We start from the raw sequence: 16,407 nt of genomic DNA on the forward strand, positions 1-16,407 counted from the left end.
GCACTGCGTATCAATACTGCCGGAAGACACGGTGCGCCAGCACAGCCGGTTGGCTCCACGCGGCGTCGGCATAGGCCAGAATTGAACCGTGTCTGGACGGCGGCGTGATCATCCGGGGCGCACGGTGCCACCCGAGGGCCAGCGCGACCATCCGGGTATGGCGAACTATCCCGCCGACGACTCCGATTACCGCCGGTCGCGCCGCCCGCCGCCGATGCCCAGCGCCAACCGATATCTTCCCCCGCTCGGCGAGCAACACCAACGCGGCCGTAGCGGTCCGCCGCCACCGCCCCGGGGCGCCAGCAACGGCGAACGGATCACCGTCACCCGGGCCGCGGCCATGCGCAGCCGCGAGATGGGTTCGCGGATGTACTCGATGGTGCAGCGGGCCGCCACCGCCGACGGCGCGGACAAGTCCGGCCTGACGGCGCTGACCTGGCCGGTCGTGGCGAACTTCGCCGTCGACTCCGCGATGGCCGTCGCGCTGGCCAACACCCTGTTCTTCGCGGCGGCCAGCGGGGAGAGCAAGTCCAAAGTCGCTCTCTACCTGCTGATTACCATCGCGCCGTTCGCCGTCATCGCCCCGCTGATCGGCCCGGCGCTGGACAAGCTGCAACACGGTCGCCGGGTCGCTCTGGCATTGTCCTTCGCGCTGCGCACCGTGTTGGCGCTAGTGCTGATCATGAACTACGACGGTGCCTCCGGCAGCTTCCCGTCCTGGGTCCTGTACCCGTGCGCGCTGGCCATGATGGTGTTCTCCAAATCGTTCAGCGTGCTGCGCAGCGCGGTGACACCCAGGGTCATGCCGCCCACCATCGACCTGGTGCGGGTCAACTCCCGGCTGACCATGTTCGGTCTGCTCGGGGGCACCATCGCCGGGGGCGCGGTCGCGGCCGGTGTCGAATTCGGCTGCACCCATCTGTTCAAGCTGCCCGGAGCGCTGTTCGTCGTCGTGGGCATCACCATCGCCGGTGCCCTGCTGTCCATGCGGATACCGCGCTGGGTCGAGGTGACCACCGGCGAGGTGCCGGCGACCTTGAGCTATCACCGAGACAGCGGACCGCTGCGCCGAAGCTGGCCCGACGAAGCCAAGAAGGTCGGGGGTACGCTGCGACAGCCGTTGGGCCGCAACATCATCACCTCGCTGTGGGGCAACTGCACCATCAAGGTGATGGTGGGCTTCCTGTTCCTGTATCCGGCGTTTGTGGCCAAGGCGCACGACGCCGACGGCTGGGTGCAACTGGCCATGCTGGGCATCATCGGTGCGGCGGCGGGTATCGGAAACTTCGCCGGCAACTTCGCCAGCGCGCGACTGCAATTGGGCAGGCCGGCCGTCCTGGTGGTGCGGTGCACCGTGGTGGTGACCGCGTCCGCATTGGCCGCCGCGGTGGCCGGCAACCTGGTCGTGGCCGCCGTCGCCACCCTGATCACCTCCGGATCGAGCGCCATCGCCAAGGCCTCGCTGGACGCCTCCTTGCAAGACGACCTGCCGGAGGAGTCGCGCGCCTCGGCGTTCGGGCGTTCGGAGTCGACGTTGCAGCTGGCGTGGGTCCTGGGTGGCGCGGTCGGGGTGTTGGTGTACACGGAATTGTGGGTGGGTTTCACCGCCGTGAGCGCCCTGCTAATCCTCGGGTTGGCCCAGACCATCGTCAGCTTCCGGGGTAACTCGTTGATCCCGGGCCTGGGCGGCAACCGGCCCGTCATGGTCGAGCAGGAGGGCACGCGCCGCACCGCTGCGGTGGTGCCCGAGTGAACCGGGCGAAGAAGCCGGTTGTCACCTGGCTGGTGGTGGCCGTGGTGGTGGTGCTGGCGATCGGGACCGGGGTCGGCACCTGGATGCTGGTCCGTCAACCCGGTCCGCGCCCGCCGGTCATCAGCGCCTACTCGCACGGGCATCTGGCGCGGGTGGGGCCCTACCTGTACTGCAACGCGCTGAACCTCAACGACTGCCAGGAGCCGCAGGCCCAGGGCGAGTTGCCGGTCAGCGAGCGTTACCCGGTGCAATTGTCTGTGCCCGAAGCCATCTCGCGCGCACCCTGGCGGCTGCTGCAGGTCTACGAGGATCCCGCAAACACCACCGCGACCCTGTTCCGGCCGGACACCCGCCTGGCGGTGACGATCCCGACGGTCGATCCGCACCGCGGCAAGATGACCGGCCTGGTGGTGCAGTTGCTGACCTTGGTGGTGGACCCCTCCGGTGACCTACGCGACGTCCCGCACGCGGAATGGTCCCTGCGCCTCACCTATTGAGGTCGTCCTAGGCGCCGTGACCGGCTGGGACACGCTCGCCTTCGACCGGCGGGCCCGGCGCAGTGCCCTCACCGAACGGCCTGCCGCCCAGCTCTTCTCGTCCGTGTGGGGTCAACCAGCCGGACAGATCCGGCCCCTTGGGCACGATGCGGGTCGGGTTGATGTCGGCCTGCACGATGTAGTAGTGCTGCTTGATCTGCACGAAATCGATGGTGTCGCCGAAGCCGGGAGTCTGGAACAGATCGCGGGCGTAACCCCACAGCACCGGCATCTCGCTGAGCTTGGAGCGGTTGCATTTGAAATGGCCGTTATACACCGGATCGAAGCGGGCCAACGTGGTGAACAGCCGCACATCGGCTTCGGTGATGGTGTCGCCCACCAGGTATCGCTGCTGGGCCAAGCGGTCGCTCACCCAATCCAACGCGGTGAACAACCGGTCGTAGGCGGCGTCGTAGGCCTCCTGGGAGCCGGCGAAGCCGCAGCGGTAAACCCCGTTGTTGATCTCGGTGTAGATCTTGGTGCTCACCTCGTCGATCTCGTCGCGCAGCCGCTCGGGGTAGAGCTGCGGAGCGCCGTCGCGATGGTATGCGGTCCACTCGGTGGAGAAGTCCAGGGTGATCTGCGGGAAGTCGTTGGTGACCACGGCACCGGTGGGTACGTCGACGATGGCCGGGACGGTGATGCCCTTGTCGTAGTCGGGGAACCGCTTGAAGAAGGCATCCTGCAGTCGCGGGATTTTCAGCACCGGGTCCACGCCACCGGGGTCCAGGTCGAAGGTCCAACTGCGCTCGTCATGGGTGGGTCCGCAAAACCCAATGGAGAGAACGGGTTCCAGCCCAAGCAGCCGGCGCACGATGATGGTGCGGTTCGCCCAGGGACACGCGCGGGCGACGATGAGCCGGTAGCGGCCCGGTTCCACCGGGTAGCCGTCGCGTCCGTCAGCGGTGATGCGGGTGGTGATGTAATTGGTGTCGCGGTTGAATTCGCCGGTTCCGGCAACGTAGGACCCCATCAGCGCCGCCTCACCGACTCGCCGCGGGTTGCGAGGATTCCGCAATGAACCGCCGGGCCAGATTCGTCTGGGTGGACGCGCCGGGTTCCCACGGCGCAATCCACGGTCCGGTGCCTTCCGACTGATCCATTATTCCGCCTTCCAACCAGGTGTAGCGACCGTCCAATACGTCGTTGGTGACGCGGACGTCGGCGCTGTCGGTGTTGGTCCACAACGCGTCGAACAGCGCTTCGACGCGCAATGTCGCTTGCTGGCAGAACAATTCGGCCAACTCGTAGGCCTGTTTACCGATCTCGGGGTTGGCGGCGCGCTGAGCTTCGGCCCGTACGCATGCCGCCGACATGGCGAACAGTTCGGCACCGATGTCGACGATCCGGCCCAGGAATCCCTGCTTCTGTTCCAACTTGGCCTGCCAGCGCGCCATCCCGTAGAAGGTGTTGCGGGCCAGCTTGCGACTGGAGCGTTCGACGAACCGCAAATGCGGCGCCAGCGGGCCGAAATCCCCGTACGCCCTCGGTCGCTGCCCCTCACCAAAGACCAACTTGGGCAACCACTTCGCGTAGAAGCCGCTCGCGCCGACGGCGGCGGTGGCCTTCTGCCGCAGGTCGGCGTCCGGCTTCGCCAGATCACCGGCGGCCATCAGGTGTGCGTCGACGGCTTCGCGAGCGATGAGCAGGCGCATGATCTCACTCGATCCCTCGAAGATGCGGTTGATGCGCAGGTCACGCAGCGACTGCTCCACCGGCGCGGCGCGCTCTCCCCGCGCCGCCAGCGAGTCGGCGGTCTCATAGCCGCGACCGCCCCGGATCTGCATCAGATCGTCGGCGATGACGCAGGCCATCTCACTGGACCACAACTTGGCCAACGCCGCCTCGATGCGAATGTCGTTGCGGTCTTCATCGGCCATCTGACCGGACAATTCGACCACCGCGTCGAGGGCATAGGTGGTCGCGGCCATGAACCCGATTTTGCGGGCCACCGCTTCGTGTTTGCCGATCGGCTTGCCCCATTGCACCCGCTCACCCGACCACTCGCGGGCGATCTTCAGCGACCATTTAACCGAACCGGTCGCCATTGCCGGCAGGGCCAACCGGCCGACGTTGAGTGTGGTCAGCGCGATCCGCAGCCCGTCGCCTTCGCGACCGATCAGGTTTTCGGCGGGAACGCGCACTCGGTGCATCCGGGTGACGCCGTTCTCGATGCCGCGCAATCCCATGAAGCTGTTGCGCCGCTCCACGGTGATCCCCGGTGAATCCGCCTCTACCACAAAGGCACTGATGCCACCCCGCTGCCCGTCGCTGCGCGGCACGCGCGCCATGACCACCAGCAGTTCGGCGACGACCCCGTTGGTGGTCCAAAGCTTCACACCCTCGAGTTCGTAGGCGGCACCGCCGTCGACGGGTGTCGCCGTGGAGCCCAGCCGCGCCGGGTCGGAGCCGACGTCGGGTTCGGTGAGCAGGAAGGCGGACACGGCACCGGCGGCGCAGCGCGGCAAGAACTTCCGCTTCTGCTCTTCGTTGCCCGCCAGCTTCAACGGCTCGGGCACACCGATCGACTGATGGGCCGACAGCAGCGCGCCCAGGCTGGGATGCACCGTCGACACCATCATCAAGGCCCGGTTGTAGGCGACCTGCGACATGTTCAGGCCGCCGTACTCCGACGGGATCTTCATGCCGAAGCAGCCCAGTGCGGCCAGACCTTTCACGTACTCGTCGGGAATCTTGGCGTCGCGCTCGATGACACTGCCGTCCACCGTGGTCAAGAATTCCCGCAGCTTCTCCAGGAACGCCGCGGTGCGTTGCTCGTCGGCGTCGGCCGGCCGGGGAAAGGGATGGATGAGTTCCAGGCCGAAGCGTCCCAAAAACAGTTCTTTGGCGAACGACGGCTTCTCCCAGCCGCTTTCGCGGGATTCTTCGGCGACGGCCCGGGCCTGCTCTTCGCTGACCTGCGTTTGCTGTGCCATCGCCGCCTCCTCGCTAACGAATCACAATGAGGCTGGAGTACCCATTTTCACCTGGCGGCCACGGGCCGCGACCGCCGGCGCGCCGATGAGCACGGCACCTCAGGCGTCGAGCTCGCGCGCCACCGCCCGGACGACTTCGGAAACGCGTCGAGCCGTCTTGCGATCCGGATAGCGACCCTTGCGCAGCTCTGGCTGCACCGCGCTCTCGAGCAAGGTGATCATGTCCTCGACCATGCCGTGCAACTCGTCGGGGCTGTGCTTGTGCTCGGCCGGCGCCGTCTCCCGCCGGGTGCGCGACAGGCTAGGTGGCGGGTCGATCAGCTTGAGGCTCAAGGCCTGCGGTCCGCGCCGCCCCGAAGCGACGCCGAACTCCACCCGCTGACCGGCTTTGAGCCCCTCGACGCCCGCGGGCAACGCCGAGGAACGCACGTAGACGTCCTCGCCGTCCTCCTGGGAGAGGAAGCCGAACCCCTTGTCGGAGTCGTACCACTTCACCTTGCCGGTCGGCACTGGTCTCACCTGCTTGTCTGACTGGTCACTGGGATTAACACGAAAGACGCGTCCAGCCTGCGCAGGACGCGATGACGTTGACAGATCCTACTCGGGCGGATCCCCGGCCAGCACCCCCTGTTGACCGCCACTGGGTAGGCTGGCACTACCGCTGGAGGAGATATGCGCCTGATCCTGAACGTCATCTGGCTGGTCTTCGGTGGGCTCTGGTTGGCCCTCGGATACCTGCTGGCGGCGCTTGTCTGCTTCCTACTGATCATCACCATCCCGTTCGGGTTCGCCGCGCTACGGATCGCCTCCTACGCGCTGTGGCCGTTCGGCCGCACCATCGTCGACAAACCCCGCGCCGGGACGGGCGCATTGATCGGCAACGTCATCTGGGTGCTGCTGTGCGGGCTGTGGCTCGCCATCGGGCACGTGCTGACCGCCACGGCGATGGCGGTCACCATCATCGGTATCCCGCTCGCGCTGGCAAACCTGAAACTGATCCCGGTCTCGCTGTTGCCGTTGGGCAAGGAGATAGTGCCCGCCGGCCCGGCCGGCACGCGACTCGAGCGGGTGCCGGCATGACGCTGACCGCGTTGGGGGTCCCCTCGGTGCGCCGGAGCCGGCCGGTTCCGGCAAACGTCGGCGGCGCACCCGCACCCACCACCGGACCGTTGGTCGACACGTTCGGCAGGGCCGCCACCGATCTGCGGGTCTCGCTGACCGACCGCTGCAATCTGCGCTGTACCTACTGCATGCCCGCCGAGGGCCTCGACTGGCTGCCCGGTGAGCAACTGTTGCGGGCCGACGAGCTGGCCCGGCTGCTGCGTATCGCGGTCACCCGGTTGGGCATCACCAGTGTGCGGTTCACCGGCGGGGAGCCGCTGGTGGCCCGCCACCTCGACACGGTGATCGCCGTGGCGGCCGGCCTTCAGCCCCGCCCCGAGATCTCGCTGACCACTAACGGGGTGAGCTTGGCGCGCCGGGCCGCCGCTTTGGCCCAAGCCGGCCTGAACCGGGTCAACGTGTCGCTGGACAGCGTCGACCGCGCCCACTTCGCCGCCATCACCCGGCGCGACCGGCTCACCGATGTGCTCGACGGCTTGGCCGCCGCCAAGCAAGCCGGCCTGGCGCCGGTGAAGGTCAACGCCGTCCTGGATCCCGTCACCGGCCGCGAGGACGTCGTCGAGCTGCTGCGGTTCTGCCTCACCCATGGCTACCAGCTGCGCGTCATCGAGCAGATGCCGCTGGACGCCGGGCACCGCTGGCGCCGCGACGCCGCGCTCAGCGCCGACGATGTGCTGGCGGCGCTGCGGCCGCACTTTCGGCTGCGGCCCGACCCGGCGCCGCGCGGTTCGGCGCCCGCCGAGCTGTGGCTTGTCGACACCGGCCCCGACACCCCGTCCGGGAAGTTCGGGGTGATCGCTTCGGTCTCACACGCCTTCTGCTCCACGTGCGACCGCACCCGGCTCACCGCCGACGGCCAGATCCGCAGCTGCTTGTTCGCCACCGAGGAGACCGATCTGCGCGCCCTGCTGCGCAGCGGCGCCAGCGACGACGCGATCGAGGCGGCGTGGCGCGCCGCCATGTGGGCCAAACCCGCCGGGCATGGCATCAACGATCCCGACTTCCACCAGCCTGAGCGCCCGATGAGTGCGATCGGTGGCTAGCCCCGCGGTGCGCCCGGCCGGCGAGTCCGGCCCGTTGCGGGTGACGGTGCGCTATTTCGCCGCCGCCCGCGCGGCTGCGGGCTGCGAGTCCGAGATCGTGACGCTCCCAGCCGGCACCTCGGTGGCCGGGCTGGTGGAGATCCTGGCTGTGCGCAGCGACCGGCTGTCCACGGTGTTGCGCCGATGCTCATACCTGCGGGACGGAATTGCCGTCCGAGATGACACCACGGTGTTATCCGCCGGCGACACCGTTGACGTACTCCCGCCGTTCGCCGGCGGATGAAACTGTGAAATATCTCACGTAACGGATCGATAACGACACGGCCACACCCTGATTGCGGGCTGTTATGAGCTGGGGAAACGCGAGCCGCTGCAGGCGTTTCCGTTGTGGCTGTGAGGGAAACGCCGACTTTTGGCAGACGTGACGCGACCGGCTGAACCCGCTACCGTCTGCGATGGCTCGTCACACCGAACCCAAGCGACAAGCCTCCCTCCTCTACAGCACGCCGAGCTCCATCCGGTAGATGAGGGATCCCGACCCACGGATGGAGGCGGGGGACCCACCAGGTCCACCGAGACCAGACGGGGCCCACACGGGCTCCTTGGGGTGAAGCCGGCGTCACTGACGACACCGGCCGGGTGACCTCTCAAACCCGAACCCGACAGCTGACCTCGTAGGCGTGTACACGAGAGGAATTTCATAACGCCAATGAGTGGACGTCACCGCAAGCCCACTACTTCAAGCGTCAGCGTCGCCAAGATCGCCTTCACCGGTGCAGTACTCGGTGGCGGCAGCATCGCCATGGCCGGTCAGGCGGCCGCGGCAACCGACACCGAATGGGACCAGGTTGCCCGTTGTGAGTCGGGTGGAAACTGGTCGATCAACACCGGCAACGGTTTCTACGGCGGCGTCCAGTTCGCCGCTGGCACTTGGGCCTCCCACGGCGGTGGCGAGTTCGCCCCGTCGGCCCAGCTAGCCACCAAGGACCAGCAGATCGCCATCGCCGAGCGGGTGCTGGCCACCCAGGGCCGTGGCGCGTGGCCGGTGTGTGGCACGAGCCTTTCCGGGCCATCGCCGCGCAACGTGCTCCCCAAGCCGGCCGACTTCAACGAGCCGCTGGACGCTCCCGGGCTGAACGGTGAGCTGGCAGCACCGGACGCGCCGCCGCCGGCGGAAGCGCCCGCGCCGGCTGAGCCCGCCCCTGCCGTCGAATTGGCCAGCAACGACCTGCCGGCTCCCGACGCAATGCCGCCCGCCCCGCCGGCCGAACTGCCGGCGCCCCCCGCCGACGCCCCGCCGCCGGCCGACCAGGTGCCGGCGCCACCGGCGGGTGAGCAGCCTGCTCCCGCTCCTGCTCCCGTAGTCGTCGAGGCCGGCGTGCAGGCACCCGAGCAGGCTCCGCAGCCCGCGGACGTGCCGCCGGCTCCCGGTGATGTCACCGAGGCGCCCGCCGAGGTCCACGACGCATCGACCGTCGGCTACACCGCCAAGCTGTGGCAGGCGATCCGCGCTCAGGACGTCAGCGGCAACGACGCGCTCGACGCGCTCGCGGTTCGGTAACGGGCGTTCAAGAACCATCAGTACGCAGGCCCCCGCAAGCGGTGCAGCACACCGCTGTTTGCGGGGGTCTGCGTGCTGATCAGCTGATCAGGCCGAGCCAACCCATTCTTCGGTTCCGTCCTCGAAGAACTGGTGCTTCCACACCGGCAGCCGCTCCTTGATGGTGTCGACCAAGCGCGCGCAGGTAGCAAACGCGGCGTGGCGATGGTCGGCAGCGACCGCGGCCACCAGGGCGGCTTCCCCGATGTGCAATGCGCCGACGCGGTGACTGGCCGCCACGGCACGCACCCCGGTCGCCGACTCGGCCACCTCTGCGACCACTTCAGCAAAGACTTGCCCCGCCGACGGGTGCGCGGAGTACTCCAGTCGCCGCACGCCGCGTCCGCCGTCGTGGTCGCGGATCACCCCGACGAAACCGACGACGGCCCCGGCAGACTGGTGGCTGACCAGTTCCTCATGTTCGGCCAGAGATATCGGCTGCTCGGTGACCTCGGCCCGCACGACGACCGTCATCGCTGGTGGTCTTGGCCGGCCAACTGATCGAGCGCATGGTTTAGGACGTTTTCCAGCACGCCCAGCCCGTCGCGAACCCCGCCGGGCGAACCGGGCAGATTGATCACGAGCGTGCGCCCGGCCACCCCGCACACCCCGCGGGAGAGGATCGACGTCGGCACCTTGGGCAGACCGGAGCGGCGGATCTCGTCGGCCAGGCCCGGGATGATGAAGTCCAGCACGGCCACGGTCTGTTCCGGAGTGCTGTCGGTGGGCGAGATTCCGGTGCCGCCGGAGGTGATGATCACGTCGACTTCCTCGTCGAGCGCGTCGTGCAACGCTTCGCCGACCGGGTTTCCGTCGGCCACCACCACGGGCTCACCCGAGGCGATCCCGCGTTGCTGCAGCCATTCGACGATGATCGGGCCGCATTCGTCGGTATAGACACCGGCCGACGCGCGGGTGGAGGAAATGATCACTCGTGCAGATCGGCTCATGGTCGTGTCCAACTTCCGCTACGCCCGCCTTCTTTGCGGAGCACCCGAATGTCGTCGATGCGCGCGCTCCGGTCGACGGCTTTGATCATGTCGTAGAGGGTGAGGCCCGCCACGCTGACGGCGGTCAGGGCTTCCATTTCGACACCGGTGCGGTCGGTGCTGCGCACGGTCGCGGTGATCTCGATGTCCGTTTCCCCGACGGTGAAGTCGACGTCGACTCCGGTCAGGGCGAGTTGATGGCACAACGGGATGAGGTCACTGGTGTGTTTGGCGGCCAGGATGGCGGCGACCCGCGCGGTGGCCAGTGCATCGCCCTTGGGCAAGCCGCCGCGGGAGATCAGCGCCACCACCTCAGCGGATGTGCGCAGCGCCCCCGCGGCGACGGCGGTGCGTCGGGTGGTCACCTTCTCGGTGACGTCGACCATGTGCGCCGCCCCCTGCTCATCCAGGTGTGACAGCGCGTTCACCGGGGCGTCGGGGGAAACCCCGCTAGCCCCGGCTGAGCTGGTCATCGCACGGGCCTACCAGTTGACGTCCGTCACTGGATGGACGTAGGGGAGGGTATCGGCGTCCACCGGGAACGCCACCTCACCGAACGGCGACAACGCGCCCGTGCGGTCGGTCACCAGTTCGCTCACCGCGTGGTCGTCCGGGTCTGTGGTCGGCCAGCCGTTGTCTACATACCTGGGTTTGCGTGCCTTGCCGTCTGTGTCAGCCACGGGGTCCATTCTGACAGGTCGCACACCCGGCCGCGGCGCAAGGCTGCCGGTGCGGCCTACGCTGATCAGCAATGACCGAACAAACCCCGGATATTCCGCTGGGGTCGTGGCTGGCCGACTTGTCCGACGAGCGGCTGATTCGGCTGCTCGAACTGCGGCCCGATCTGGCCCAACCCCCACCTGGCAGCATCGCCGCGCTCGCCGCGCGCGCGCAGGCTCGTCAGTCGGTCAAGGCTGCCACCGATGAGCTGGACTTTCTGCGCCTGGCCGTCATCGATGCCCTACTGGTTCTGCAGGCCGACGTCGAGCCGGTGGCCGTCACCAAACTGCTGGCGCTGCTGGGTGAGCACGCGCCCGAAGCCGACATCGTCGGCGCCCTGGACGACTTGAAAGCGCGGGCTTTGGCCTGGGGTGACACCGCGGTACGGGTGCCCGCCGACGCCGCCACGGCGCTGCCCTGGCATCCCGGCCAAGTCACCCTGGAAGACCGGGTGCGCAGCGGCGAGGAGATCGCCGCGTTGATCGACGGCCTCGACGAAGCGCAGCGCGACGTCCTGGAACGGCTGCTGGAAGGGTCCCCGATGGGCCGCACCCGCGACGCGGCACCCGGCGCGCCAGCGGACCGGCCGGTGCCGCGTCTGCTCGCGACCGGACTGCTGCGCCGCATCGATGCCGAGACGGTGATCTTGCCCCGCCATGTCGGGCAGGTGCTGCGTGGGGAGCGGCCCGGTCCGATGCAGCTGACCGCGCCGGACCCGGTGGTGGTCACCACCACCCCCGCAGACGCCGATGCGGTGGCCGCCGGTGCGGTCATCGACCTGCTGCGCGACGTCGACGTGCTGCTGGAGAATCTCGGCACCACCCCGGTTGCCGAACTGCGCAGCGGCGGGCTGGGGGTGCGGGAGGTCAAGCGCCTGGCCAAGGCGAGCGGCATGGACGAGCCGCGGCTGGGCCTGATCCTCGAGCTTGCTTCCGCTTCCGGCCTGATCGCCAGCGGCGTGCCCGAGCCCGTCCCCGCCTACGGGGACGGGCCGTACTGGGCGCCGACGGCGACCGCCGACCGGTTCACCTCGCTGTCCGCCGCCGAACGTTGGCACCTGCTGGCCTGCACCTGGCTGGATCTGCCCGGCCGCCCGGCGCTGATCGGCACCCGCGGTCCCGACGGCAAACCCTATGGCGCACTGTCGGATTCGTTGTTTTCCACGGCCGCCCCGCTGGATCGCCGACTGTTGCTGGACATGCTGGCCGAGTTGCCCCCCGGGGCTGGCGTCGACGTCACCAGCGCATCCGAGGCCTTGCTCTGGCGTCGCCCGCGCTGGGCCCGGCGGTTGCAGCCGGGGCCCGTCGCAGATCTGCTGGGTGAGGGCCACGCGTTGGGGCTGATCGGTCGCGGGGCCATCAGCACCGCAGGCCGCGCCCTGCTGGACCACCACGACGACGCCGCCGCCACCGCGATCAACGCGATGAGCAAAGCGCTGCCCAAACCGATCGACCACTTCTTGGTGCAGGCTGACCTGACCATCGTCGTGCCCGGCCCGCTGGAACGGGATCTGGCCGAGGAGTTGAGCACCGTCGCCACCGTGGAGTCGGCGGGGACCGCGATGGTGTACCGGGTCAGCGAGGCCTCCATCCGGCACGCCCTCGATATCGGCAAAACCCGCGACTGGATGCACGCGTTCTTTGCAGGGCATTCGAAAACGCCTGTACCGCAGGGGCTTAGCTACCTCATCGACGATGTGGCCCGGCGGCACGGTCAGCTGCGGATCGGCATGGCCACCTCGTTCGTGCGCTGCGAGGACCCCGCGTTGCTGGCCCAGGCCATCTCGGCGCCCGCAGCCGAGGAATTGCAGCTGCGCGCACTGGCGCCGACGGTGGCGGTTTCGCCCGCGCCGATTGGCGAAGTGCTCGCGGCGCTGCGCAGTGCGGGCTTCGCACCGGCGGCAGAAGACTCCACCGGCGCCATCGTGGACGTGCGGACCCGGGGCGCCCGGGTGGCCGCGCCGCAGCGGCGCTCCCCCTACCGCCCGCCGCCGCGGCCCAGCACCGACACCCTCAACGCGGTGGTGGCGGTTCTGCGCAAAGTGACTGCCGCCCCGTTCGGCAACATCCGTGTCGACCCGGCCGTCGCGATGGCGCTACTGCAGCGCGCGGCCAGAGACCAGGAGACCGTGTTGATCGGGTACCTCGACGCCGCCGGGGTCGCCACCCAACGGGTGGTCTCTCCGATCATCATCCGCGGTGGCCAATTGACGGCCTACGACTCGGGCTCCGGGCGGCTGCGCGAGTTCGCCATCCATCGCATCACGTCGGTGGTGTCGGCCGACGCAGGATAATGGACTCATGACCCCCGGCGACGATGCAGAGGGAGCGATGAGGAGGAGCGGCGCCATTGACTGACGGACCGTTGATTGTGCAGTCCGATAAGACGGTGCTGCTGGAAGTCGACCATGACTTGGCCGACGCCGCACGCGCCGCCATCGCGCCGTTCGCGGAGCTGGAACGCGCGCCCGAGCACGTGCACACCTACCGCATCACCCCGCTGGCGTTGTGGAACGCCCGCGCCGCCGGCCACGACGCCGAGCAGGTCGTCGACGCGCTGGTCAGCTTCTCCCGCTACGCGGTTCCCCAGCCGCTGCTGGTCGACATCGTCGACACCATGGCGCGCTACGGCCGCCTGCAACTGGTGAAGAATCCCGCACACGGGTTGACGCTGGTCAGCCTGGATCGCGCCGTGCTCGAGGAGGTGCTGCGCAACAAGAAGATCGCCCCGATGCTGGGCGCCCGCATCGACGACGACACCGTCGTCGTGCACCCCAGCGAGCGGGGCCGGGTCAAGCAGATGTTGCTGAAGATCGGTTGGCCCGCCGAGGATCTTGCCGGTTACGTCGACGGCGAAGCGCACCAGATCGACCTGCAACCCGACGGCTGGGAGCTGCGCGACTATCAGCAGATGGCCGCGGACTCGTTCTGGGCGGGCGGCTCGGGCGTGGTCGTCCTGCCCTGTGGCGCCGGGAAGACGTTGGTGGGGGCGGCGGCGATGGCCAAAGCCAGTGCGACGACGCTGATCCTGGTCACCAATGTGGTGGCGGCCCGGCAGTGGAAGCGTGAGCTGGTCGCCCGCACGTCGCTGACCGAGGATGAGATCGGCGAATATTCCGGAGAGCGCAAGGAGATCCGTCCGGTCACCATCTCGACCTACCAGATGGTCACCCGTCGCACCAAAGGCGAGTACCGGCATCTGGAACTGTTCGACAGCCGCGACTGGGGGCTGATCATCTACGACGAGGTGCACCTGCTGCCGGCGCCGGTGTTCCGGATGACCGCCGACCTGCAGTCCAGACGGCGCCTGGGGCTGACCGCCACCTTGATCCGCGAAGACGGCCGCGAAGGCGACGTGTTCTCCCTCATCGGCCCCAAACGCTACGACGCGCCGTGGAAAGACATTGAGGCACAAGGCTGGATCGCGCCTGCCGAGTGCGTCGAGGTCCGGGTCACCATGACCGACAACGAACGCATGATGTACGCCACCGCCGAACCCGAGGAGCGCTACCGGCTGTGCTCGACGGTGCACACGAAAATTGCTGTGGTCAAATCGATTCTGGCCAAGCATCCCGGTGAGCAGACCTTGGTGATCGGCGCCTACCTCGACCAACTCGAGGAACTGGGCACCGAACTGAACGCTCCGGTGATCCAGGGCTCGACCAGGACCAAGGAACGCGAAGCGCTGTTCGACGGCTTCCGCCGCGGCGAGATCTCCACCCTGGTGGTCTCCAAGGTGGCCAACTTCTCCATCGACTTGCCGGAAGCCTCTGTGGCGGTGCAGGTTTCGGGGACGTTCGGCTCGCGGCAGGAGGAGGCGCAGCGGTTGGGCCGGCTGTTGCGGCCCAAGGCCGACGGTGGGGGCGCGATCTTCTACTCGGTGGTGGCGCGCGACAGTTTGGACGCCGAATACGCCGCGCACCGGCAGCGGTTCCTGGCCGAGCAGGGCTACGGCTACATCATCCGCGACGCCGACGACCTGCTGGGTCCGGCGATCTAAGCGGCCACACGCTGGATTTACAGCGACAGGATGGTCGCCGACGCCGTGCCCGGGGCGCCGTAGACCTGGGCGAGCCCGACGCGCGGGTTGCCGGGCACCTGCCGCTCGCCCGCCTCGCCGCGCAGCTGGCGCACCAACTCGTGCACCTGGCGCAATCCCGATGCGCCGATCGGTTCACCGTTGGCGATGAGCCCGCCGTCGGTGTTGATCGGCAGCGATCCGCTGATCTCGGTGGCGCCGTCGGCAACCAATTTCTCTTGTTCGCCGTCGGCGCACAGCCCCGTCTCGGCCATGTGGATGACCTCCGCGCCCGCGTCGGTGTCCTGCAGCTGGGCCAGGTCGACATCCTCGGGTCCGATGCCGGCGGCTTCATAGGCGGCCTGGGCCGCGTAGACGGTGGGGGAAGAGTCCTCGTCCAACGGGGCGAACGTGGCGTGCACTTCGTATGCGCCGTACCGCCGGGTGCGAATTTCGCTGGCGCGCACAAACACCGGTTTGTCGGTGTACTTGTGCGCCATGTCGGCGCGGCACATCACTACCGCCGCGGCGCCCTCATCGGGGGCGCAGAACATGTACTGCGTCAGCGGGTAGTTCAGCACCGCCGAGTTGAGGATCTCGTCTTCACCTAAGGTCTTGCGGCGAAACGCATTCGGGTTCATCGAACCGTTGCGGTAGTTCTTGGCGGCGACTTTGGCCAAGGTGGCTTGCGAGATGTTGTGGTCGTGCAGGTACTTGTTGGCTTTCATGCCGAAGAACTTGGTGGTTACGAACTGACCGTTCTGCGCATACCACTGCGGTAGCGCCAGCTTCGCCGGATCGTCGGTGAACGCGCCGCGAGGATGCTTGTCCAGTCCGATGGCGATCCCGATGTCGTACTTACCCAAGCGAATTGTGTCGGCGGTCTGTTGGATCGCGCTGGCCGCGGTGGCGCAGGCATTGAAGACGTTGGTGAAGGTGATGCCGGTCAGCCCCACCAAGCGGGTCACCGCATCGGGGTTGGAAACCTCGTGGCTGCCACCGAAGCCGAACTGGATGTCCTTCCATGCCACGCCGGCGTCGGCCAGCGCGGTCTGAATCGCCTCGGCGCCCATCTGCATCGCGGTTTTTTCGAACCTGCCGAAGGGATGGAGCCCCACACCGATGATGGCTACGTCGTTGGTCATCTGACGGTCCTCCTGGGTAGATGGTGGCGACCGGTTTCACCCGGCTGCGCCGCCGCGCTCACGACCGCCACTAGACCGGCTGGAATGCGAACGTGACGATCTCGTCGCCGTCGGCGTCGGTAGCGAACGGGACCATGGTCAGCTCGACCTCTTGCCCGAATTGCAGCATGGCCGGGTCGTTTTCGGTCAACCGGCCTTCCACCCGAATGACGTCACCGAGCTGGATCAGCCCGACACCGAACGGCACGAAATCCTTGCCCGTGGGACCGGCGAAGGGAGCTCCCGGGGGGAACCCCTGCGTGGTCCAGGCCACCAGGGTGCCCCGGCGGGGCAACAACACCTCACTCATGTCCGAGCCGCTGCAGCGTGGGCACAGCTCCTGCATCGGGAAGGTGGTCGCGCCGCAACCGCTGCATTGGCTGCCGATGAGCTGGGGATTTTCGTCCGGCCACGTTGAGATGTCGGGGGCCAGTGCCTTCTGCATCGGGAAGATCCTCCGTCGTCCGCCATGACGTAATGCGGCTCACCAAACCGTACAACAGCATT

17 protein-coding genes and 1 riboswitch are annotated in these 16,407 nt (G+C 68.0%); of the genes, 8 read left to right on the plus strand and 9 right to left on the minus strand.

Annotated features, from left to right (window positions below):
* The first annotated feature begins 157 nt into the window (after positions 1–157).
* Positions 158–1,753, plus strand: coding sequence for an MFS transporter (locus I2456_RS22135; RefSeq protein WP_139823338.1), 1,596 nt, complete (start codon positions 158–160; stop codon positions 1,751–1,753).
* Between the two features lie 29 nt (positions 1,754–1,782).
* On the plus strand, positions 1,783–2,250 hold the full coding sequence (locus tag I2456_RS22140; protein WP_276052837.1) for a DUF2771 domain-containing protein: 468 nt from the start codon (positions 1,783–1,785) through the stop codon (positions 2,248–2,250).
* 7 nt (positions 2,251–2,257) lie between these two features.
* Here I2456_RS22140 and I2456_RS22145 read toward each other — a convergent pair whose 3' ends face one another.
* The 3 genes from I2456_RS22145 to I2456_RS22155 all read right to left on the minus strand — a co-directional run bounded on the left by I2456_RS22145 (position 2,258) and on the right by I2456_RS22155 (position 5,735).
* Entirely contained in the window at positions 2,258–3,262 is a 1,005-nt protein-coding gene (locus I2456_RS22145) for a glutathione S-transferase family protein (protein ID WP_068159394.1), read from the minus strand.
* A 10-nt stretch (positions 3,263–3,272) separates the two neighbouring features.
* Positions 3,273–5,225: an acyl-CoA dehydrogenase family protein gene (locus I2456_RS22150; RefSeq protein ID WP_085075673.1), complete on the minus strand. Its 1,953-nt coding sequence runs from the start codon at positions 5,223–5,225 to the stop codon at positions 3,273–3,275.
* Positions 5,226–5,324: 99 nt separating this feature from the next.
* Entirely contained in the window at positions 5,325–5,735 is a 411-nt protein-coding gene (locus I2456_RS22155) for a cold-shock protein (protein ID WP_068030888.1), read from the minus strand.
* 162 nt (positions 5,736–5,897) lie between these two features.
* Between I2456_RS22155 and I2456_RS22160 the strand changes: the two genes are divergently transcribed.
* From I2456_RS22160 to I2456_RS22175, 4 genes are all read left to right on the plus strand, one after another.
* A complete protein-coding gene (locus tag I2456_RS22160; protein ID WP_085075674.1) occupies positions 5,898–6,305 on the plus strand; it encodes a YccF domain-containing protein in 408 nt (135 codons plus the stop codon).
* Entirely contained in the window at positions 6,302–7,390 is a 1,089-nt protein-coding gene (gene moaA / locus I2456_RS22165) for a GTP 3',8-cyclase MoaA (RefSeq protein WP_085075675.1), read from the plus strand. Before I2456_RS22160 ends, moaA begins: the two co-directional genes overlap by 4 nt.
* The gene (locus tag I2456_RS22170) at positions 7,383–7,673 is read left to right on the plus strand and encodes a MoaD/ThiS family protein (protein ID WP_085075680.1); all 291 of its coding nucleotides are present in this window, start codon (positions 7,383–7,385) and stop codon (positions 7,671–7,673) included. Before moaA ends, I2456_RS22170 begins: the two co-directional genes overlap by 8 nt.
* 239 nt (positions 7,674–7,912) lie before the next feature.
* Positions 7,913–8,088: riboswitch (cyclic di-AMP (ydaO/yuaA leader) on the plus strand.
* Positions 8,089–8,099: 11 nt separating this feature from the next.
* Positions 8,100–8,951 (plus strand): transglycosylase family protein, encoded by an 852-nt coding sequence (locus I2456_RS22175; RefSeq protein WP_068030900.1) that lies wholly within the window; start codon positions 8,100–8,102, stop codon positions 8,949–8,951.
* Between the two features lie 87 nt (positions 8,952–9,038).
* Here I2456_RS22175 and I2456_RS22180 read toward each other — a convergent pair whose 3' ends face one another.
* The 4 genes from I2456_RS22180 to I2456_RS22195 are packed head-to-tail and all read right to left on the minus strand — an operon-like array spanning position 9,039 to position 10,659.
* Positions 9,039–9,464 carry a molybdenum cofactor biosynthesis protein MoaE gene (locus tag I2456_RS22180; RefSeq protein ID WP_068030903.1) on the minus strand — a complete coding sequence of 142 codons (426 nt, stop codon included), beginning with the start codon at positions 9,462–9,464 and terminating at the stop codon, positions 9,039–9,041.
* A complete protein-coding gene (locus tag I2456_RS22185; RefSeq protein WP_085074030.1) occupies positions 9,461–9,940 on the minus strand; it encodes a MogA/MoaB family molybdenum cofactor biosynthesis protein in 480 nt (159 codons plus the stop codon). Before I2456_RS22185 ends, I2456_RS22180 begins: the two co-directional genes overlap by 4 nt.
* Positions 9,937–10,452, minus strand: coding sequence for a cyclic pyranopterin monophosphate synthase MoaC (gene moaC / locus I2456_RS22190; protein WP_085074029.1), 516 nt, complete (start codon positions 10,450–10,452; stop codon positions 9,937–9,939). Before moaC ends, I2456_RS22185 begins: the two co-directional genes overlap by 4 nt.
* 9 nt (positions 10,453–10,461) lie before the next feature.
* On the minus strand, positions 10,462–10,659 hold the full coding sequence (locus I2456_RS22195) for a hypothetical protein (RefSeq protein ID WP_116645695.1): 198 nt from the start codon (positions 10,657–10,659) through the stop codon (positions 10,462–10,464).
* A 71-nt stretch (positions 10,660–10,730) separates the two neighbouring features.
* On the opposite strand from I2456_RS22195, the gene I2456_RS22200 reads away from it, so the two are divergent.
* Positions 10,731–12,992, plus strand: coding sequence for a helicase-associated domain-containing protein (locus I2456_RS22200; RefSeq protein ID WP_085074028.1), 2,262 nt, complete (start codon positions 10,731–10,733; stop codon positions 12,990–12,992).
* A gap of 56 nt (positions 12,993–13,048) precedes the next feature.
* Positions 13,049–14,698: a DNA repair helicase XPB gene (locus I2456_RS22205; RefSeq protein ID WP_068030920.1), complete on the plus strand. Its 1,650-nt coding sequence runs from the start codon at positions 13,049–13,051 to the stop codon at positions 14,696–14,698.
* 17 nt (positions 14,699–14,715) lie between these two features.
* On the opposite strand, the gene I2456_RS22210 is transcribed toward I2456_RS22205, so the two are convergent.
* Both I2456_RS22210 and I2456_RS22215 read right to left on the minus strand, forming a co-directional pair.
* Positions 14,716–15,861, minus strand: coding sequence for a thiolase family protein (locus I2456_RS22210; RefSeq protein WP_085074027.1), 1,146 nt, complete (start codon positions 15,859–15,861; stop codon positions 14,716–14,718).
* A 70-nt stretch (positions 15,862–15,931) separates the two neighbouring features.
* Complete coding sequence (locus tag I2456_RS22215) at positions 15,932–16,345, minus strand: Zn-ribbon domain-containing OB-fold protein (RefSeq protein ID WP_085074026.1); 414 nt, start codon at positions 16,343–16,345, stop codon at positions 15,932–15,934.
* Positions 16,346–16,407 lie beyond the last annotated feature (62 nt).

The sequence above is a fragment of the Mycobacterium kubicae genome, assembly GCF_015689175.1.
GTDB classification, from domain to species: Bacteria; Actinomycetota; Actinomycetes; order Mycobacteriales; family Mycobacteriaceae; genus Mycobacterium; species Mycobacterium kubicae.